Genomic DNA, 19782 nt, shown 5'->3' on the forward strand with positions numbered 1-19782 from the left:
CCAAGACTTGAAAAACGACTTGTGTATGGGTTTTTGGGTGAATTGTCTTCGAAAACCTGCCAGGATTTTTTAGCGTCGTTATAGAATCCTGGCAGGTTTGAAGCAAAGAGTAAACAAATATGAACAAGAGTTCATAAGTAATTATTTTATATATTTACTGCTCACTAGTAGGTGATTATACCTACAGTGCCTAATATTGAGTTTACTCTAAAAACAAAAGCAATGAACAAACTATTTTCTATATGTATAATGGTGGCGATACTTGCTGCTTGTGGCAGTAAAAAAAATAATGAAACTGCCAATAACACCCAAGACAGCAACAAAACAACTACTAATAATGAAGCAAACACCAAACAATCTTCCACTAAAGTAGTTGCCTTTACCAACATCAAACCCGAAGCATTCAAGCAGTTGATGGGCACTAAGGCAGGCATTGTGTTGGATGTACGCACCCAGGCAGAAGTAGATAAAGGCAAGTTGCCCAAAGCAACCAATATTGATTTTTACAAGCCTGATTTTGACGACCAGGTAGCCAAACTCGACAAAAGCAGGCCTGTGTATGTGTACTGTGCTGTAGGCGGACGTAGTGGAAAGGCAATGAAAAAAATGAAGGCAGCGGGTTTTAAAGAAGTATATAACCTGGATGGTGGTTTTGGCGCCTGGAAACAATTGGGCTATACGATTGAAAAATAACCAATGGATAAATATTTAAAAGTAATTGCAGATTCTTTTACAGGTTATGCCAATTATTTATGGTATGAGATGACTCATCCATCGTGGCATAACTATTTTTATTACCTCATAGCAGTTTCTTTGCTGGTGTTGGTACTAGAGGTGGCGGTACCCTGGCGCAAAAACCAACCCCTGCTTAGAAAAGGGTTTTGGCAAGATACTTTTTATATGTTTTTCAACTTTTTCTTGTTTTCACTGGTAGCTTACAATGCCATTTCCAATGTATTTGTGGAACTGTTTAAGGACTTTTTGGCAATGTTTGGGGTCACAAACCTAGTAGCCATTCAAGTAAATAGTTGGGCGGGCTGGCAACAGTTTTTGTTGATGTTTGTTCTTGCCGATTTTATTCAGTGGGGCATACATGTGATGCTACACCGGGTCAATTGGATGTGGCAGTTTCATAAGGTGCACCATTCGGTAGAAGAAATGGGGTTTGCGGCACACTTGCGTTTTCACCCGATGGAAACCATTATTTATAAGGGTATTTTGTATGTGCCGCTTACCATGATAGGGTTTGGGATCAAAGATTTTTTCCTGCTGCACGCCTTTACTATTCTCATTGGCCACCTCAACCACGCCAACATTCGTTGGAACTATGGGCTACTCAAATATATATTTAACAACCCCCATATGCACATTTGGCACCACGCCAAACACTTGCCTCAACAACACCCTTATGGGATGAATTTTGGCATTTCTTTGAGTATTTGGGATTATTTGTTTGGTACGGCTTATGTGCCTCATTCGGGCAAAGACATCCCACTTGGTTTCGACGAGGTAGAACAATACCCAGAGACTTTTTTAGGGCAACTCAAAGAGCCTTTTACAAAAAAATGAGCCCTTAGGTTTTGTAATCCACATTGTCAAGTAAACAGGGGCAACCGTTGCGGTAATGCCCCTTTTGTTTTTACGTTGATATGCTTGGGCATAAGTAGCGAGTAATTAGCTATGGGCTACAAGTAAGAGCAACTTACTCATCATAAAGCAGTTACACCTATTCATTAGGTATGTTTAATGCTGCCTTGGTACTTACCTACACTTCACACCCCCTCAAACAATAAGGAATGGTGAGAAATTAAATTACCATTCTTGAGGTAGAGGTTTTGTTTTGAGACGAGGCTATTTTTTGCGCCCATAGCAGCGCTACGGGCAATAAAAATAACGAAGTATCAAGGCGAAAAATCACCCCTCAGAGTGTAAATTTATTTTTGAACAATTCCTAAGGCTATTTAAGATTTTTTCTTGCCAAACTTCCCTTTGACAAAATCTTTGAATTCACCAAAACGCTCTTTAGAGGTAAACACGCTTTTCATTACTTGAAAGTAGTCTTTGGTTTGAGGCTTGACTACAGGGGGAGGCGCATCCTGTTGCATCTTGCGTGAAGCTTCCGCAATTTTGTGGTCTTCTACAATTTTATCAAAACGTTTTTGTTGCTCTTCTTTGCTGATGCCCATGAGCCGATCGGCTTCTTCGTAGCGCTTGTGGGCATCTTTGCTGTAGCCCATACTCTCTTCGAGCAAGCCAAGATTGTTTTGTACAATGGCATCGTTAGGGTCTAGCTCCAGGGCTTTGCGGTAATCGTTCAATGCCCCTAGTTTATCGCCTACAGCTGCTCTCAAATAAGCACGGCTGGCATAACGATAAGCTTCCTGGGGCTCCAGGGCTACTGCCTTGTCCATGTCTTGCATGGCTTTTTTATAGTCTTTTTGGTGATAATATACCACACCTCGTTCTGAATAAATAGCGGCAATATGAGGGGCAAAAGCAATCGCCTGGTTAAAATCGCGGAATGCCTGGTCGAAATTACGCAATTTGGTATGACTCAGTCCCCGCTGGTATAAACTTCCCACGTGGGTCATTTCTTTTGCCAAAGCCTGGGTAAATAAGTCTATAGCTTCTTCATACTTTTCTGCATTGTATAAAGTCATTCCCTCTTCAAAAAAACGGTTGTTATCTGCCATTGCTATATGTTCAAGTTTGTAATGTGTATAATGACGAATTATGAACAAAACCGCAAATTTAATGATTTTGTTCAACAAAAAACCCCTTGACCTACAAATAAGCTCAAGGGGTAAATCTTTTATGTGTGCAAAGCCATGCTACTTGGCTGCCTCTGGCTTCTCTATCACAAAACCCACGCTCATAAATCCAGTCAAGCTCATTTTAGACACTAACGCCACATCGAAAGTATACTTTCCTTTTTCGGCAAAACTATACCCTTTTTCTACAAAAGAGGTAACATCTACAATATCGCCCGCTACCTCTCCCACTAGTTTACCCGCATTATCTTTCAATCGAATCTCTTGGTTTTTAGCTGTTTTCTTGCCCGATGGCGAAGTAATGGTTACTTGTACAGTGACCGACGGATGTGCAATTTTTGCGTGGTGACGCAACACTACACCAAGGTTAAATTTAGATTGGGTGTCGTCAATTTCTACCTCAAATTTTTTCACATCACTGGCCTCCCAATTGAGTATGTCACGTTTTGCTACCTCTTGATGCTTTTCATAATACTTGGCTTTGCACGACCACATACCAAAAGACAAAAGGCAGATTGTCAATACCGAAAAGATGTTTTTCATATTGTATAAATTTGTTTAATTGATTGAACTATTATACAAATATAGGACTTGAGAGTGGAGAGAAATAATGTAATCGGTATCAAATAGAAAAAGTCTTCTTTGACAATACCAAAGAAGACTTCACTAAACTAACCCATTCTATCTGTTACTCTTTTGAGCACCCACTCGCATAAGCAAGTGGGCGCACCTGGTTCTTTCAAAGTTTTACAACTTTGCTGGGTTATACAAGCGTTTCTAGTAAGGCTTATGCAAAGCCATATTTAAGAGGTTTTTCATGGAAATGGTTTGACACAAATGTAAGGGGTTTGTTCTTAACTAAGTTGTCAAAAACTGCTATTTCAATATGTCCTAAAGCAAAGCGGAGTATTGCTGTGAAAAATGGGGACACAAAAAAACCTGTCAGGATGATATATCCAGACAGGTGTAGTTATTTTAATCAATACTTTACTGCTTGCTTTTGTATGAGTTGGGGTTATGCATTACTTTGAATCATATCGCCCAAAAAATACACCCAACCAGTGGTCACCGGGCTCCAAAAAATCGCACTTACAAACATATAAGGAACAATACGCTTCCAGCTTTCGCCATAATAAGTGGCAATGAGTGGACCACCTATAGGCATAAATATTACCGGGGTAAGAAAAGCCACCCCAGCAAGCCCGTATTTGCGCCAAATGCGCACCGTACGACGTCTGTTTTTGGTAAACAAACGCTTGGGTTTAAAATATCTATTGAATATTTTTTTCTTGATTTGTTCGCCCAATAATGACAGTAAAATGGCACTGAGCATCATCCCTATTACAGTGAGCACACAAGATTCTAAAAACGAAAGTCCGTTGGCAATGCTAATCAGCGGGCCAAACAAAAACTTGAACATACTCCCCGCTATTACGCTCAAATATTTTAGCCAAAGCTCCATACCTATTAATTATTAAATTATCTATGATAAGTAACACATAAACTTTAAAAACGGCTCTTTTTTGTTATTGTTTAAAGCTTTTCGCCAAAAGCCAGGTCGCCAGCATCGCCCAACCCCGGCACTATGTACGACTTGTGATTCATTTCTTCGTCAACATCACCCATCCAGAGTTTAGCCTGAGGCAAAGCTTCCTGCACATAAGCTACCCCTGGTTTGCTGGCAATGATAGACACAATGTGTAGCTCGGCGGGTGTGCCATAACGCAGCAACTGCTCATAGGTAGACACCATAGATTTGCCCGTGGCAAGCATAGGATCAATCAATATCAAGACCCTGTCCTGGAGGCTGGGCGTAGCAGTATAGCCTTGTACTATGTCAAAAGAATTGTCTGCTTTGTGCGCTCCCCGATAGGCTCCTATAAAAGCACTTTCGGACTTATCAAATATACTCAAAAAACCATTATAAAGGGGAAGAGAAGCCCGTAGGATAGTAGCAAGTACAGGTTGTTTTGTCAAAAGCTGGGTAGGAGCTTCGCCCAAGGGAGTTTTTACCGAGGTTTGACTGTAGGCAAGTTGCTTTGAAATTTCATAAGCAAACAAGCTCCCCAAACGCTCCATATTGGTACGAAACCGAAAGCTGTCTTGTTGAACATGTATGTCTCTTAACTCGGCTATAAACTGGTTAGCGATAGAATTGGTATTGGTGAATACAAACATATAATCAATAATGGTTCTGGGGTGCAATATACGACTAAGGAACGTGATCGCAATAACTGTCTGTTTTTACTGCGACATTCTTTTATTATGTTTCGTTACTTTTTGCGTCCGTAGCTATGGCTAAGCACTTAAAAAGTCCCTCGCCTAATGTCGAATGTCTTGGTCAAATTCGAACACTTATTTTGACCAAGTTCCTAAGCTTTTATAAAATGATTAGATTGTAGTCTAAAAGGATTATTTGGTTTGATGGTTGACGCTTTAAAAACCATTGTACCATACATTTAAAGAATCATTCAGCCCAAGCACACCTACAAGAAAAAGCTCAAGAGAAAGACAAGTAGGCAATATATTTGAATTATATTGGGATGTTCTTAATTTTAAAAGACCATAGTAATCATTTGCAACTAAAACTTCACGAACAAGTTTTATGATTGGCCTGATTACCTCACATTCTAAACACTAATCATGCATACAGTATCAAAGCCCAGAGTTAGTTTAGAGGAACGCATAGAAATTCTCAAAGATGTGGATATTTTTTCTACCACCAACGAAAAAATCCTGGCAAATATAGCCTCTAAGCTCAAAGAAGGCATTTTAAAAGCAGAGCAAGCTGTTTTTCATAAAGGTGACCAGGGCGAAGCTATGTATATTATTGCCGATGGCGCCGTAAAAGTGCATGACAAAACTTATGTGTTTGCGGTATTGCGCAAAGGACAGGTTTTTGGCGAATACTCTATGTTAGACACTGAAGCACGCTCGGCGTCGGTTTCGGGGGTAGTAAAGACCCGTTTACTCAAACTAGAGCAAAGGATATTTTATGAAGTAATGCTGGGGCAAATAGAGATTTTACGAGGTATTTTACAAGTACTCATCAAGCGGTCGCGCAGGCAAAATTACTTTGAAGAAAAACTCGCCGAAAGTAATCGGTTGATCCAAAGAAAAAAAGAACAAATTAAGCAGGAAAAAGCCAAATCAGATGAACTGCTTCTCAATATTTTGCCTGAAGATATTGCCGAAGAATTAAAAGTAAGTGGACGCTCTGAGGCACGCAACTACAACATGGTATCGGTATTATTTGCCGACATCAAGGGATTTACCACAGCCGCCGAAAAAATGTCGGCAGCCGATGTAGTCAAGCACCTTGAGTATTATTTTACTGCCTTTGACGAGATCATGGAAAAGTATGAGCTTGAAAAAATAAAAACTATAGGCGACGCTTATATGGCAGCCGGGGGCATACCCCAGCCCAATACCAGCAACTCTATAGAAATGGTGTGTGCTGCCCTGGAAATGCAAAACTTTATGCACCAGCACAAAGAAGCTCGCCGTAACTCCAACGATTTGTGCTGGGAGCTAAGGCTAGGCATCAACACGGGACCACTGGTGGCAGGAGTCATTGGCAAAAATAAGTTTGCTTACGACGTATGGGGTGACACAGTAAATACAGCCAGCCGTATGGAAAGCAATGGAGAAGTAAATAAAGTAAATATTTCGGGGGTAACCCACCAACTGGTCAAAGACTACTTTGAGTGTGAATACCGGGGCAAAGTAAATGTAAAAGGCAAAGGTGAGGTAGACATGTATTTTGTAAACCGTATCAAACCCGAATTTGCCAGCGACCAGGAGGGCCTGAAGCCTTCTGCTGAATTTATAGAAACAGTAAAAGAGATAAGGGCAGGCAAACACCAATAGTGGCAAAAGAATTGCGCGTTTCTAATGCCTGGCATTTGTCAGGTAATTACACCAAAAAATACATTATTCAAACAGATTGCAAAACAGCTCAAAGAGAAGCTTAATGAGGGAGAAACAAGGAAAGATACTGACTATTGTGTTGTTGTGCCTGATAGCACAGCACAGTTATGCACAAAAAATTCACCTGGACAGTGTACGTCAAGCATTGTTTACCACACGCAACGATACTGCCAAGGCTATTCTACGTATGGACTACGCCTTGACTTTGGTAAAACTGGATGGTACTCCGGGGCAGGTAGTAGCCTACAACAACGCAGCGCTTTATCATGCCAAGTTGGGCATTAGCATTGCCAAAAGACTCAACGACCCTAAAACTTTGTCGAAGGTATACACCTTTATGGGGCAAATACACGAAAATGCCAAAGGGGGCGATTATGCTAAAGCGGTGGATAACTATAACAAGGCACTCGAAATATTTAAAGAACGCCAAGACTCTATCAGTCAGGCAGCGGTGCTTATTAAACTTGCCAGGTTTTATTACAATTTTAATTACCTCAATACCGACTATTACGACAAGTCTTTGGAAACCGCTCAAAAAGCCATTCAAATTCTGGAAGTATTTTATCAACAAAACAAATTGAGTGACCCTTGGTTGGTCAAGTTTTCGGATATGTATGAAACCGTAGGCGATATTAAAGCCTGGAAAGGAGGTGATAACCAGGAGATTTTGAATAGTTATGAAAGATCGCACGAAATAAGGAGCAGTATTGACGATGACAAGCTCAAGGGCAAATCGCTAAAGTATGACTATATGTTGCGCTTTAGAGATTCGCAAAAAAAAGCCGCAGATCAACGCTTATGGGCAGCCGTTATTGGATTAGTGCTTATTCTGGTATTTGCGGCTTTTATGGTGTATGGGTTCTTTTTGCTACGCAAGAAACGGAATGATCTTGCCGAGCAAAATATAAAAATAGAACGCATGAATGCCGAAATTAAGCACCGAAGCGAAGAGATCATGGAACAAAGTGAACAGTTGAAACTAGCCAACGAAGAGATTAATTTAGAAAAAGACAAATCGGACAAGCTATTGCTCAACATTTTGCCCAGTGATGTAGCCGAAGAGCTCAAAGTAAACGGAAGGTCACAGGTGCGCAATTACGACATGGCTACCGTTATGTTTACCGACTTTAAAGGATTTACCAAAATTGCTTCGTTTACCGATCCGGCAGAAATTGTAAAAAATCTGGACACTTGCTTTGCTGCTTTTGACCAAATTATTGAAGAATATAATCTTGAAAAAATAAAAACTATAGGTGATGCCTACATGTGTGTAGGGGGCATACCTAACGAGAATAAAAGCAATGCTGTAGATGCTACGTTGGCTGCATTAAGCATTAGAAAATTTATGGCCGACTTCCGTACTGAGAAACTCTTAAGGGGTGAACAAGTATGGGAACTGCGCCTGGGAATCAACACAGGGCCTTTGATAGCAGGGGTGATTGGTACCAAAAAATTTGCCTATGATGTATGGGGCGACACCGTAAACACGGCAAGCCGAATGGAAAGCAATGGGGTGGTAAACGAAATTAGTGTATCTCAGGTCACTTATGAGCTGGTAAAAGATTTCTTTGAGTGTGAATATCACGGCAAAGTACAGGCAAAAGGCAAAGGAGAAATAGATATGTACCTTGTCAAAGGTATCATACCCGAACTGTCAGAAAGCTATGAAGGAATCAAGCCAAATGAATTGTTCAGAGAGAAAATGGCTGAACATGGTTTGATAGACGCATAATTTTCTGTTTTATTTTGACCAAACAGTATAATCATTTAAATTTAGCCAAATACTTGCATACTTTTTTAGATTTGAGAAGCTGACCTCACTTCATCAAACATATTTGGCAATCAGACCCTTAACGAAGACTTAAAAAGATGATAATTGCACCAAAGAAAATAGAGAAGATAAAAGTAGCTACCGGAATTTATTGGGTTCAGGTTCCAGAAGTCCGCCTATACATTTTGTGTGGCTGTCCGGCAGATAGTGTAAAGCATCTTAAAAAACGAGGGCTGATTGCCAAAGTAGAAAAAGACGACCTTGAATTTGAAACAGGCCCCAATGCTATTTTATTGTCTGATGCATTGCTCCAAAACGGAGGCTTCTCTAACCTTGCCGAGTTTCCTATTCTGCAGATGCTCTACTCACAGGGCATGCACATTCCCAAACACCCCAATAATACCGGGTTAAAACCGCTGATGATGGGAATTGACGAACAGTTGGCGGCTCAACTTGCCTATATTCATCGGGGCAATTATGGGCTCATTACCAAAGATGAAATAATGGCCACGGGTATGTCAGACGAAATGGCCGAAGAAATTATGCGCTTTAAGCTTAAGTTTGCTTTTGGCAAAATAACCACCCCTGACCAACTCGTAGATCAACTATCGCTGAATAAAGGCAAAGTAGAGATTCGGAATGGCGTATACGTGGAGCGAAAAGGTTTTAACAAATATGAATTTAGCTACCAAGACAATAGTGTAAACGTAAACCTGAACCTGAAACCCACCGAAGAATACGAAGCACCTTATTACCTGGGCTATCATAATATCAAGCGCGAGTACTTTGCTGTGTTGCACACCGGAGAAGGAAACGCCTGGGATGTAAATCGTCCCTGTATGGCAAGTGTGGTGATGTTTCAGGGTAAAATTTACCTGATCGATGCAGGCCCCGACCTCATGACCAGCCTCAATGCGCTGGGCATTAGTATCAACGAAATAGAAGGTATTTTTAATACCCATGCCCACGACGATCATTTTGCTGGTTTAACCGCTTTTTTGAAGTCTGACCACCGCATCAAGTACTTTGCATCGCCGCTGGTAAGGGCATCAGTTGCCAAAAAACTCAGTGCGTTGATGTCTATTTCAGAAGAAAGTTTTAATCATTATTTTGACGTGCAAGACCTTGCCCTTGACGAATGGAACAACATCAATGGGTTGGAGGTAAAGCCGATGCTGTCGCTACACCCCATAGAGACCAACGTTTTTTATTTCCGTACTTTCTGGGACAACACCTACCGTACTTATGCCCACCTTGCCGACATTTCGTCGTTGAAAAAACTTGATTCGATGTTCGATGATCGTTTAAGCAATGATGCTTCTTACCAACTGTACCAGAAAATAAAAGACGCTTATTTTGCGCGTACTAATCTCAAAAAAGTTGACATTGGGGGCGGCCATGTACACGGTGAAGCCCACGACTTTATAGACGATATGTCGGACAAGATTGTGCTGGCTCATACTGACCAACCCCTAACCGATACCCAAAAAGAGGTGGGTTCGGTGGCGCCCTTTGGCAGCGTTGACTTGCTTACCCCTACCAACCAAAATGTGTTGACCAAGTTTGCCTACGATTATCTCAAGTTTTATTTCCCCAATACCCCCGATTACGAACTTGCCATATTGGTCAACTGTCCTTTTATTACGATCAATGCAGGTACTACCCTGTTTCGCAAGGGCAAGCAGCCCGACCATATTTATTTACTGCTTACGGGGTTTGTCGAACTTATTTTTGAGATGGGTATCCGTAATTCATTGTCGGCAGGGTCGCTTATTGGCTATTATATCGATGACCGCGAAATAGCAGCCAAAGCTACTTGTATTACCTCTTGCTATGTGCAGGCAGTACAAATACCCACCACTCTTTACAAGGATTTTGTACGCCGCAACAACATGGTGCAAAAACTCGACGAGGTAGAATCGTTGGTGCATTACCTGGAGCGTACCTGGTTGTTTGGTGATAATATTTCGTTGCCAGTATACATCAAAACGGCCCAGTTGATGAGCAAACAATCTTACAAAAAAGGAGATCAGTTTGACCTGCGTCAAAACGAGGCATTGTATATCGTAAAAAATGGCAAGGCAATGGTAGACTCGGAGAGTAAAACTTATGTATGCGAAGATTTTTTTGGGGCGGAGGCGTTTTTTGCTCCAACAGACCAAGACTACAAGGTGTACTTTCCGGAGGATAGCGATGTATATGTGTTGCCCCTTGGTCACGCCATAGATATTCCTATCATTTATTGGAAACTTACCGAAACATTTAATAAACGTCAGCAGGATATAGACGAATAAGGAATACTCCTTTAAACTTTGACAGCATCATAGCACAGCAACAAATATAAGCCGATGTTGGCTCAACTTTAGGGCATTGGGCACTTTTTACTGACTATCCACTTGCTCAATAGTCCATAGCCCCGACAAGGGCAAGCTTCAAGCGACAAGTCGCAAGCTACACCCTGTCGGGGCTGTATACTATACCTATCAATTTTTTTGAAACTTAAAAATAGGATACCCACTAAAGTTCTTGTTTTTTTCGACCCACCTAAAGTGGCAACTTTGCACAATGTCGATCAATTCTTTTTCCTGTACAAAGGGGGCATTGCAATTTTTGTCAGGACAATTTTGAGGTGTGTCAGATGTTGCCAAACCGTCACGAATAAATAAATATCCCCCTGGTTTGAGCTTTTGGTAAATATCGCTGATCATTTCTTTTTTGTACCTAAATGCATGAAAAGTGGCATTGGTATATATCACATCAAAAGTTTGGTTGGGCAAGTTGGTTTGTCTAAATCCACCTATGGTAAGGTAGTAAGTATTTTGTTTGGGCAAAGTTACTCCACTTTGTTGGCTATAATACGCCAAAACCTTGTCTAGTTCTTGCCGATTGAGACAAATAGTGTCAACATCTTGAATATAATAAGTAACGCCCTTGGTAAGGGTAGAAATCATCACCGAATAAGCCCCACCCGATGCACCAATGTCGGCGAAGGTAGTGCCAGGCTTTAAACCCAATAGTTGCACCAATGGGGCAAACGATTTCTTGATTTGTTTTTGGCTCAATACTGCCCCACATTTATAAGGGCGCACTTTTGGGGAACAAGCGGTAAACCATAAAGAAAACAAAAGCAGAATACAAGCGTAAAATCTCATTTGATATAAGGTATATAGAGTAAAATAGTAAAAACAAGCCATCGCACAAAAGTATTTAAAAAATAACCACCCAATGAATAACACTCAAGAAATACGTGCCCAATACGATGCCGACACAATTACAGTATATCAGGCCTATGGTAAAACGATTGCCCTGCCTGCTATAGAAAACAATCAGTTTAGCCACCCTTTTTCGTTTCATCGTATGACTTGGATCAAGCCCTCTTACTTATGGCTGATGGAACGCAGTAATTGGGCAACCAAACCTCAGCAAGAGTTTATTTTGGGCATTAAAATCAAACGTGCCTATTGGGAGTACGCTTTGTCGTTGGGGGTACTCACCCACCCCGACTTAGCTATTTATGCCGATGGACTCGATTGGGAACGGAAGTTTGAACAGGCAAAAGTACACATACAATGGGACCCTGAAAGAACCTTGCGAGGTGCCAAACTTCAGGTACGCTCTATTCAAGTAGGCATTAGCCGCCATTTAATTGAGGAATATAACAACGAGTGGATCGTAGCCATTGATGATTTGACTCCGCTTACCAAAAAAATAAGTCAATTGAAAAAACAAGGAAAATACAAAGAAGCCAAACGGCTTTTGCCCAAAGAGCGGGTATATATTTTGCCCGACGAATTGCAAAAGCGAATTGGTATTAAATAGGTTTTGATACAACTACCAACATACAATAAGTCATGATTAAAGACAAGCAAATGCCTTGGGTATTGGCAGGCTACCAATTATTTGCTCAAGCAGGTCCACAAGGTTTGAAAGTAGAGGTAATTGCCCGAAAGGTGCAAAAAAGCAAATCTTCGTTTTATCATCACTTTGCCGACCTTGAGGTATTTACCGAGTTTCTGCTACATTATCATTTACACCAGGCAGCCTTGATTGCCGAACGGGAAAACCAATGTAAAAATATAGCACCCGACCTGGTGGAGGTATTAGTTGATGCCAAACAAGACTTGTTATTTAATCGTCAACTAAGGGTACACCGCCAGGTAGAGGCATTCCGATTATGTTTCGAAAAGTCGACCCAATATGTAAATGAAGCATTTTTGCAGGTGTGGGCGCTGGAGTTGGGCATTGCCCCCAAGGTGCCACTTGCGCAAAATATGCTGGATTTACTCATGGAAAATTTTTATTTACAAATTACCGCAGAAAACCTCACCCACGAATGGTTGTCTGATTATTTTATCAAGATAAAGGCTACAGTGAAAGATTTGATACAGTCTGCCAGCTAAAGCCTGAACATTGTGCCCTCAAAAAAACTACCCTACCCAAAACAACTTTCACTTACTTAGGGTAAACAAAGCAATGGTTTCGCATCAATTTTGTGGAGGGTTCCTGTTTGCCCTTCAAGGCTTTATCAATCACACAACAACTGACCAAATAGCTATTATCATGTATAAAAATATCCACGCTGAAAAAAACCATCAAAACAACAGTCAAAATACCAGTAATGTAGTGCAAAAACAGGCCAACATTCACCACACCAAACAAGGGCAACAAGAAACCATTCAAGCCAAACAACATCCCATACAACGCAAGCAAGGGGAAAATTTGCCCATTCAAGCAAAGCAACAGCCTATACAACGCAAAGAAAACAATACCGGGTTGCCCGATCACCTAAAGTCGGGCATCGAAAACCTTTCGGGGCAGTCGATGGACGATGTAAAAGTACACCGCAACTCTGACAAACCTGCCCAACTCAAAGCCCACGCTTATGCCCAAGGTACCAACATTCACCTTGCCCCAGGACAAGAACAACACCTCCCCCACGAGGCTTGGCACGTAGTACAGCAAAAGCAAGGACGGGTGCAACCTACCATGCAAATGAAAGGCAATGTACATATAAATGACAACCCTGGCTTGGAACGTGAGGCAGATGTAATGGGTGACAAGGCTGTGCAGATGAAAACAGATGATTCCCTACAGACCATACCTCAACCTACCCAAAGTAGCATCCAAACCTCCCCTATCCAGAGAGTAGAAGCCGAAAAAGCGGTCACGGGACTTACCCATTTAGTAAAAATGGTGGATAAAACTATCTTTGACGGCAATCAATTGAACAAAGTCAAACGTGGCGATTATGTGGTAATAGAAACTGATAATGCCTATGATTCAAGGCGTGGACCTAACCAAGAAACATACAGAGAGGTAGATGAGGATGGACCTCAACATTATGTTTGGTATCAGGTGGTGAAACTGAACGGGATAGAGATGGGGCCTGATGTATATATCAGAGAAGACACATTTGTTAATTTACAACCCAGCGAAAAAGGAAAAGAAGCTGCCTGGCTCACTTTTGGAGTGGATGGAAAAGATTTAAAAGCATTAAAGTCAGCCGTACAAGCCGGATATAGAAGATTTGACTGCGCAGAAGGTTATAACAATACACAAGAGCTTGCCAAAGCCCTTAAGCAAGAGGGGGTGCCAAGAAATGAAGTAGAAATTGTATATAAATTTGACCTCAACGCAAACGAAGACCAACAGGCGCTGAGTGAAAGGTTAATGCCAGTTATTAAGATGTTTGATGGAAGAATTGACGCCTTAATGGTACATAATGCCACCAATGAGAAAAAACCAATGACTGATGCCTGGACATTAATGAACCAACTAAAAACAGCAGGTTTGGTAGGGAAGGTAGGCATGGGCAATATCAAGAGTGATCATGCCCACCTACTCAAAGAACTCAGCGAAGAAGGCCACATAGACATAGTAGAAAACTCGGCAGGAAGCGTATTGGCAGATAAAGACTTACAAACTTTGATTAAAGACCTGGGGGCAGACCTGGCTTATTACGATGTAATTGATTTGGTCAAGGAAATGGCCATTCCAGATATAGGGAATGATTATGATTATATGAAAGCTGGCATCGAATCTATGGTCAATAGGTTGCAAAACATAAGCGACCATCAAGGGTTCCAGAGCAATATGATTCTGAGTAGTGGCAATGCCCAGCGACAACTAGATAATCTGGCTAAATATGGAGATGGTAGTACCAGAACGCAAGAAACAGAAAAAGAAGAGGATGTAGCAATGTATGTAGACTACTGGGTAAACTCTAAGAATTATTGTGAAGAAAATGGTCCAGAAGTAAATCTTCCTCCGGCCATTAAGCACTTCCTTAATAACACAGACTTCAACCAATTGAGGGAGACTATTAAACAATCAGACCAAAGTATTTTAGACTATGTCACAGCCAATAACGACTTCGATTTAGAGCAGTTGAAGGCAATCCGGGTTCCTTCACGTATTGGACTTAAAAAACGGTATTTAGACTGGACATTAGATTATATCCTGGAAAGGTTATTAGGGGGTGTGACCTGTAACCACCAATCAGCTCAAGAGCTAATAGCCGCACTTAACTATACCGTAGAGGAGTGGGGTACAATGAAAGGCTTCTTAGGTGAAATAGTCTAAAACAATGATGTTCATCCCTCAGGTTGAATATAGCCTTCAATCTGAGGGGTTTTTCACTCCTCCCCATTTTAAACTTACCTCGCCACAAATTTGTTATGGTTGTTCAAACAAACAATTAAACAAGACAGTATGAACAACCCTATCAAAGAAACAGCCCCGTTGGGCTTTCCCTGGCAAACCAGTGACCCTTTTTTGTTTTGTGTACATCACGAAGATTTTTACCCTGCCGGAAACGAACAGATGGGCCCTAAGGCATCGTTGACAGGCAGAAACCTGGGCAACGACTTTACTATAAAAGATGGCTTTAGGATGTACCACGGGCAAACGGTCCCTGGTTTTCCGGCACATCCACACCGAGGTTTTGAAACCGTAACTATAGCTAAAACTGGATTGGTAGATCATTCTGACTCACTAGGAGCTGCGGGGCGCTTTGGCAATGGTGATGTGCAATGGATGACTGCAGGTAAAGGCGTGCAACATGCTGAGATGTTTCCGTTGCTCAACCAGGAAGCCGACAACCCTTTTGAGCTTTTTCAAATATGGCTCAACTTGCCCAGCCACAAAAAAATGGCAGACCCTCATTTTGCTATGCTATGGCACGAAGACATTCCCGTATACCAACATACTGATACCCAAAACCTACAAACTAAAGTAGATGTAATTGCAGGCAAACTTGGTGATACTCAAGCCCCGGCACCTGCCCCAGATTCTTGGGCGGCAGACCCCGCCAATGAACTGGCCATCTGGACGATAAAAATGGACGTCAATGCGCAATGGCAATTGCCTCTTGCTTCGGCAGGCATCAACCGTCGGCTGTATTTTTATAAAGGCAATCAATTGAAAGTAGCCGGAGAAAATATTCCTCCGTATCATTCGGTACAGGTGCAAGCCAATGCTGAGGTGTTGATTGAAAATGGAGATCAAGAGAGTTTTTTGTTACTACTACAGGGCAAACCTATAGATGAGCCTGTAGTACAACACGGCCCTTTTGTAATGAATACTGCCCACGAAATTCAGAGCGCTATGCGTATGTTTCAGGCTACTCAGTTTGGCGGTTGGCCTTGGCCAGCCCACGACCACGTACACCCCCGCGAAAAAGGACGTTTTGCCCGTTTTGCTGATGGTTCGGTAGTAGAGAAAGGATAATCAACCAAATGGCGCATGAACCCACCGCTATTATTGCACTTGAGTACGCTACTTTTTTCAAAAGTAACGTCACCGCCTCAGCTCGTGTCTCCACAAGCTGATCGAAACCTTCAAAAATAATGTTCCCATCTGCTGTAATAAGGCGATTTGTGGAAACACAAACCGAGGCGAAAAAAATAACAGGGTAGAGTAGCACTTGGTTCATAATTATGTTTAATTACTCTTGAATAAATCAAAACAACATCAATTATGAAACTAGGCGCATTTTCTGTAAGTCTGAATGTCAAAGATATTCATGCATCTAAAGCTTTTTATGAAAAATTGGGCTTTAGCGTATTTGCGGGCGACATCGCTAAGAATTACCTCATTATGAAAAATGAAAAAACCTTGATTGGTTTATTTCAAGGAATGTTTGAGAGCAATATTTTAACTTTTAACCCAGGGTGGGACGACAACGCTCAAAAGACTGAGGCTTTTGATGATGTGAGGGCTATTCAACAACACCTCAAGAGCCAAGGAGTAGAGATGACCACCGAAGCCGACGAAAACACTACGGGTGCTGCCAGTGCTGTAGTAACCGATCCTGACGGCAACGTGATTTTGCTGGACCAGCATGTATAACCCTTTTGGCTAAAGCCCCTAATAAAAAGCAGTACTTTTGACTTGTTCGAGGTATTGCTTTTTTTTGTGTCCAATTGATCAAATCCTCCTCATTTTCACGAATTCCCCCCAAATTACCACTTATGCCGTAAAAACGACCACTTACGCCATGTTTTTGTGGTTTAATTTTCTTTCGCTTAGCTTTGCATCACTTTCAACCTTAGGAATTGTTCAAAAATAAATTTACACTCTGAGGGGTGATTTTTCGCCTTGATACTTCGTTATTTTTATTGCCCGTAGCGCTGCTATGGGCGCAAAAAATAGCCTCGTCTCAAAACAAAACCTCTACCTCAAGAATGGTAATTTAATTTCTCACCATTCCTTAGTACACCAGCACTATTCATTTTAACAATACACTATACAAAAAATTAGTTACAGGGTTAATTAGGGTTATTGTACCCAAAGTTCAAGTAATGCCTGGGCATTTGCTAAGGCATTACTTTTTTTTAAAAAGAAACTGCTAATGTAAGTAAAACAAAAGCAGTGGCTGAAGTACATCAGTCCACTGCTTTTTTATTTGGTTTAAAAATACTTACCGTTGATAACTCCAGACTCAAAGCACTTAGCCCAGTTTATTGCCCGACAAAAACGACTTTACGTCCATGCGTTTTTTACCTTCCAGCTTTAAATCTTCTACAGCCACAAAGCCATCTCCAGTCTTAAAATACAAATATTTTTTGTTGTCAGTTACATACTCTCCTGGCTGCTTTACCTCTACCCCTTCGGGCAGCTGGGGGGTGGCAAGACTGGTTTTATAAATTTTACAGTTTTTACCCTGAAGCATTGTCCACGCCGCAGGTATAGGTGCAAGCCCCCGCACCAGGTTATGCACTTGTTCACTGGTTTTGTTCCAGTCTATTTCACAGGTTTCCCTAAATATCTTGGGGGCAGACGGGGTTTCTTTGCTTAGGTCTTGAGCTGTTTGCGGATACTTTCCTACTTGAATTGCCCTGACTGTTTTGAGCACCAAACCACCGCCAATATTTTTAAGCTTTTCGTACATCGTGCCTATGTTGTCCTCAGGCAAGATCGGTGCTTTTTCTTGAAAAATAATATTGCCAGTATCTATTTTTTGCTTCAAAAAGAAGGTAGTTACGCCCGTTTCTTTCTCACCGTTAATGATTGCCCAATTGATAGGAGCAGCTCCTCTATAATCAGGCAACAAAGAGGCGTGCAAATTAAAAGTACCTAAAGGAGGCATATTCCATACGGCTTCGGGCAACATTCTAAAAGCCACCACAATTTGCAGGTCTGCCTGATAGCTTGCCAGTTCTTCTATAAACTCAGGAGCTTTGAGACGTTCGGGCTGTAACACTGGAATGTTATGTTCTAAGGCAAAATCTTTGACTGCCGAAGTCTTTATTTTATTGCCTCTTCCAGCGCGTTTGTCAGTAGCCGTTACTACTGCCACTACGTTGAACCCATTGTCTACCAAAACCTTCAGACTTGGTACCGCAAAGTCGGGCGTGCCAAGAAATATAATGCGCATATTTTGTATGTTGTTGAACTTGGTAATGATTTAAAAATGTACAACCATTGGATAATTTCGTGCAAATTAAATCAAATTCTTGATATTACTTGTACATTTTAGTTATTTTGAGTATTCAAAGTAAAGAACACATTCGCAATGACTGCTAGGTTTTGATGCAAGCTTCACGCTTGGCTTGTGCTCTACTTGCCAACAACTAAACCAAGCCCAAGTTGAGGGTGCGCTCTTTAGTATTATATTATAAGTTTTTACCACCACCCAACACCCACTTTTTTCAATCTTTTCTGCCTATACGAATATCAAACCTCCAGTATAACTGGGGTACGCCTGCTGGCTAATCGTATATCTTTGCAGTGTTGGGAAGTTCACAAATATGGAATTAAAAGATACACAAGTATTGGACAAGCAAAGCATTTTAGCGCTTTTCGACAAACAACCTGATTTTTTGGTACACTTAATAGCCAACCAATACCCAATCAATGGCGATTTGTTATACTCCTACCAAAATCAGTGGGACTGGCACTTTTTGAGCGAAAACAAAGACCTCAACTGGTCGATGGTGATGCTTGACCAATACCGCAACAAATGGGATTGGGGACTGAGCATGAACTCTGGTTTTCCGTGGTCGCTGGAGTTGCTCGAAAAATACGAAAATGGTTGGGACTGGGGCTTTTTAAGCCTCAATGCGGGGTTGCCCTGGAACGAGGCTTTGCTCGATAAATACGCTGACCGCTGGGATTGGGCTTTTTTGAGCATGAACAGTGGCTTGCCCTGGAGCGAAGAGTTTTTGCTTAAGCACAAAGATAAATGGGACTGGGTAAACCTGAGCATGAATAGTGGGCTCCCCTGGAGTCTGACTTTTTTTGAAAAATATTTGCCTCGCTGGGACTGGGATTACCTAAGCACCAATGTAGGCTTGCCCTGGAACGAAGATTTTTTTGAGACTTATATAGACCATTGGAACTGGCGCAAGATTAGCAATAATCGTGGGGTACCCTGGAACAAGCTATTCTTTAAGCAATACTTTGGCAAGTGGGACTGGCAGAAACTCAGCGAAAACCCTGGCTTGCATTGGTCTGAGCAAATGTTTGAGGCTTATATTGAAAAATGGCACTGGAGCAAACTCAGCGAAAACCCTGGCTTGCCCTGGAGTTGGGAGTTTTTGATGCGCTACGAAAAAAAATGGAGTTGGAACGACCTAAAAACCAACACTGGGGTTTACCAAAACATTTTTGAAAATACCCTTAACGATGACTTGGTACACGAGATAATGGCAAGGTATAAGTCGCTTACCTATTCGGCAGATGATTGGTAGACCAGGTACAAGATTTTAGTGACAAGCGACAAGTTTTATTGTGTCCATGCCTGAAATAGGTTGACCTTGGGTTGACAATTAGACACTTTTGAACAAATTCAATTGATTTGCATTATTC

At 41.5% G+C, this 19782-nt stretch carries 17 protein-coding genes; 11 read left to right on the plus strand and 6 right to left on the minus strand.

Annotation, left to right across the window (positions count from 1 at the left end; genetic code table 11):
• Positions 1-222 precede the first annotated feature (222 nt).
• Positions 223-693 carry a rhodanese-like domain-containing protein gene (locus Q0954_RS26630; RefSeq protein WP_299462371.1) on the plus strand — a complete coding sequence of 157 codons (471 nt, stop codon included), beginning with the start codon at positions 223-225 and terminating at the stop codon, positions 691-693.
• A gap of 3 nt (positions 694-696) precedes the next feature.
• Positions 697-1569 (plus strand): sterol desaturase family protein, encoded by an 873-nt coding sequence (locus tag Q0954_RS26635; RefSeq protein WP_299462373.1) that lies wholly within the window; start codon positions 697-699, stop codon positions 1567-1569.
• A 392-nt stretch (positions 1570-1961) separates the two neighbouring features.
• Here Q0954_RS26635 and Q0954_RS26640 read toward each other — a convergent pair whose 3' ends face one another.
• From Q0954_RS26640 to upp, 4 genes are all read right to left on the minus strand, one after another.
• Positions 1962-2693 carry a tetratricopeptide repeat protein gene (locus Q0954_RS26640; RefSeq protein ID WP_299462376.1) on the minus strand — a complete coding sequence of 244 codons (732 nt, stop codon included), beginning with the start codon at positions 2691-2693 and terminating at the stop codon, positions 1962-1964.
• 138 nt (positions 2694-2831) lie between these two features.
• Positions 2832-3314, minus strand: a complete 483-nt coding sequence (locus Q0954_RS26645; RefSeq protein WP_299462379.1) for a hypothetical protein — start codon at positions 3312-3314, stop codon at positions 2832-2834.
• 472 nt (positions 3315-3786) lie between these two features.
• Complete coding sequence (locus Q0954_RS26650; RefSeq protein WP_299462382.1) at positions 3787-4233, minus strand: hypothetical protein; 447 nt, start codon at positions 4231-4233, stop codon at positions 3787-3789.
• A 71-nt stretch (positions 4234-4304) separates the two neighbouring features.
• Positions 4305-4949, minus strand: coding sequence for a uracil phosphoribosyltransferase (upp, locus tag Q0954_RS26655; RefSeq protein WP_299462385.1), 645 nt, complete (start codon positions 4947-4949; stop codon positions 4305-4307).
• 465 nt (positions 4950-5414) lie between these two features.
• Here upp and Q0954_RS26660 point away from each other — a divergent pair, with 465 nt between their 5' ends.
• The 3 genes from Q0954_RS26660 to Q0954_RS26670 all read left to right on the plus strand — a co-directional run bounded on the left by Q0954_RS26660 (position 5415) and on the right by Q0954_RS26670 (position 10766).
• The gene (locus Q0954_RS26660) at positions 5415-6641 is read left to right on the plus strand and encodes an adenylate/guanylate cyclase domain-containing protein (protein ID WP_299462388.1); all 1227 of its coding nucleotides are present in this window, start codon (positions 5415-5417) and stop codon (positions 6639-6641) included.
• A 103-nt stretch (positions 6642-6744) separates the two neighbouring features.
• Positions 6745-8433: an adenylate/guanylate cyclase domain-containing protein gene (locus tag Q0954_RS26665; RefSeq protein WP_299462390.1), complete on the plus strand. Its 1689-nt coding sequence runs from the start codon at positions 6745-6747 to the stop codon at positions 8431-8433.
• A gap of 137 nt (positions 8434-8570) precedes the next feature.
• Positions 8571-10766 (plus strand): MBL fold metallo-hydrolase, encoded by a 2196-nt coding sequence (locus Q0954_RS26670; RefSeq protein ID WP_299462393.1) that lies wholly within the window; start codon positions 8571-8573, stop codon positions 10764-10766.
• Positions 10767-10955: 189 nt separating this feature from the next.
• Here the strand turns inward: Q0954_RS26670 and Q0954_RS26675 are convergent, their stop codons facing one another.
• Positions 10956-11561: a class I SAM-dependent methyltransferase gene (locus tag Q0954_RS26675; RefSeq protein WP_299462396.1), complete on the minus strand. Its 606-nt coding sequence runs from the start codon at positions 11559-11561 to the stop codon at positions 10956-10958.
• A 136-nt stretch (positions 11562-11697) separates the two neighbouring features.
• Here Q0954_RS26675 and Q0954_RS26680 point away from each other — a divergent pair, with 136 nt between their 5' ends.
• From Q0954_RS26680 to Q0954_RS26700, 5 genes are all read left to right on the plus strand, one after another.
• Positions 11698-12291 (plus strand): DUF4291 domain-containing protein, encoded by a 594-nt coding sequence (locus tag Q0954_RS26680; protein ID WP_299462399.1) that lies wholly within the window; start codon positions 11698-11700, stop codon positions 12289-12291.
• Positions 12292-12323: 32 nt separating this feature from the next.
• Positions 12324-12872 (plus strand): TetR/AcrR family transcriptional regulator, encoded by a 549-nt coding sequence (locus tag Q0954_RS26685; RefSeq protein WP_299462404.1) that lies wholly within the window; start codon positions 12324-12326, stop codon positions 12870-12872.
• 160 nt (positions 12873-13032) lie between these two features.
• On the plus strand, positions 13033-15054 hold the full coding sequence (locus Q0954_RS26690) for an aldo/keto reductase (protein WP_299462407.1): 2022 nt from the start codon (positions 13033-13035) through the stop codon (positions 15052-15054).
• A gap of 129 nt (positions 15055-15183) precedes the next feature.
• A complete protein-coding gene (locus Q0954_RS26695) occupies positions 15184-16200 on the plus strand; it encodes a pirin family protein (RefSeq protein ID WP_299462410.1) in 1017 nt (338 codons plus the stop codon).
• A 249-nt stretch (positions 16201-16449) separates the two neighbouring features.
• Entirely contained in the window at positions 16450-16821 is a 372-nt protein-coding gene (locus Q0954_RS26700; protein ID WP_299462413.1) for a VOC family protein, read from the plus strand.
• Between the two features lie 601 nt (positions 16822-17422).
• Here Q0954_RS26700 and fmt read toward each other — a convergent pair.
• Complete coding sequence (gene fmt, locus Q0954_RS26705) at positions 17423-18349, minus strand: methionyl-tRNA formyltransferase (RefSeq protein WP_299462416.1); 927 nt, start codon at positions 18347-18349, stop codon at positions 17423-17425.
• A gap of 373 nt (positions 18350-18722) precedes the next feature.
• Here fmt and Q0954_RS26710 point away from each other — a divergent pair, with 373 nt between their 5' ends.
• Positions 18723-19664, plus strand: coding sequence for a hypothetical protein (locus Q0954_RS26710; protein ID WP_299462419.1), 942 nt, complete (start codon positions 18723-18725; stop codon positions 19662-19664).
• Positions 19665-19782: the final 118 nt, after the last annotated feature.

Source organism: uncultured Microscilla sp., from assembly GCF_947493425.1.
GTDB lineage: Bacteria > Bacteroidota > Bacteroidia > Cytophagales > Microscillaceae > Microscilla.

Excerpts from the sequence above, each read along its gene's own strand:
- Q0954_RS26630 (WP_299462371.1), top strand. The coding sequence starts at position 223 with ATGAACAAACTATTTTCTATATGTATAATGGTGGCGATACTTGCTGCT.
- Q0954_RS26635 (WP_299462373.1), top strand. The coding sequence starts at position 697 with ATGGATAAATATTTAAAAGTAATTGCAGATTCTTTTACAGGTTATGCC.
- Q0954_RS26640 (WP_299462376.1), bottom strand. The coding sequence starts at position 2,693 with ATGGCAGATAACAACCGTTTTTTTGAAGAGGGAATGACTTTATACAAT.
- Q0954_RS26645 (WP_299462379.1), bottom strand. The coding sequence starts at position 3,314 with ATGAAAAACATCTTTTCGGTATTGACAATCTGCCTTTTGTCTTTTGGT.
- Q0954_RS26650 (WP_299462382.1), bottom strand. The coding sequence starts at position 4,233 with ATGGAGCTTTGGCTAAAATATTTGAGCGTAATAGCGGGGAGTATGTTC.
- upp (WP_299462385.1), bottom strand. The coding sequence starts at position 4,949 with ATGTTTGTATTCACCAATACCAATTCTATCGCTAACCAGTTTATAGCC.
- Q0954_RS26660 (WP_299462388.1), top strand. The coding sequence starts at position 5,415 with ATGCATACAGTATCAAAGCCCAGAGTTAGTTTAGAGGAACGCATAGAA.
- Q0954_RS26665 (WP_299462390.1), top strand. The coding sequence starts at position 6,745 with ATGAGGGAGAAACAAGGAAAGATACTGACTATTGTGTTGTTGTGCCTG.
- Q0954_RS26670 (WP_299462393.1), top strand. The coding sequence starts at position 8,571 with ATGATAATTGCACCAAAGAAAATAGAGAAGATAAAAGTAGCTACCGGA.
- Q0954_RS26680 (WP_299462399.1), top strand. The coding sequence starts at position 11,698 with ATGAATAACACTCAAGAAATACGTGCCCAATACGATGCCGACACAATT.
- Q0954_RS26685 (WP_299462404.1), top strand. The coding sequence starts at position 12,324 with ATGATTAAAGACAAGCAAATGCCTTGGGTATTGGCAGGCTACCAATTA.
- Q0954_RS26690 (WP_299462407.1), top strand. The coding sequence starts at position 13,033 with ATGTATAAAAATATCCACGCTGAAAAAAACCATCAAAACAACAGTCAA.
- Q0954_RS26695 (WP_299462410.1), top strand. The coding sequence starts at position 15,184 with ATGAACAACCCTATCAAAGAAACAGCCCCGTTGGGCTTTCCCTGGCAA.
- Q0954_RS26700 (WP_299462413.1), top strand. The coding sequence starts at position 16,450 with ATGAAACTAGGCGCATTTTCTGTAAGTCTGAATGTCAAAGATATTCAT.
- fmt (WP_299462416.1), bottom strand. The coding sequence starts at position 18,349 with ATGCGCATTATATTTCTTGGCACGCCCGACTTTGCGGTACCAAGTCTG.
- Q0954_RS26710 (WP_299462419.1), top strand. The coding sequence starts at position 18,723 with ATGGAATTAAAAGATACACAAGTATTGGACAAGCAAAGCATTTTAGCG.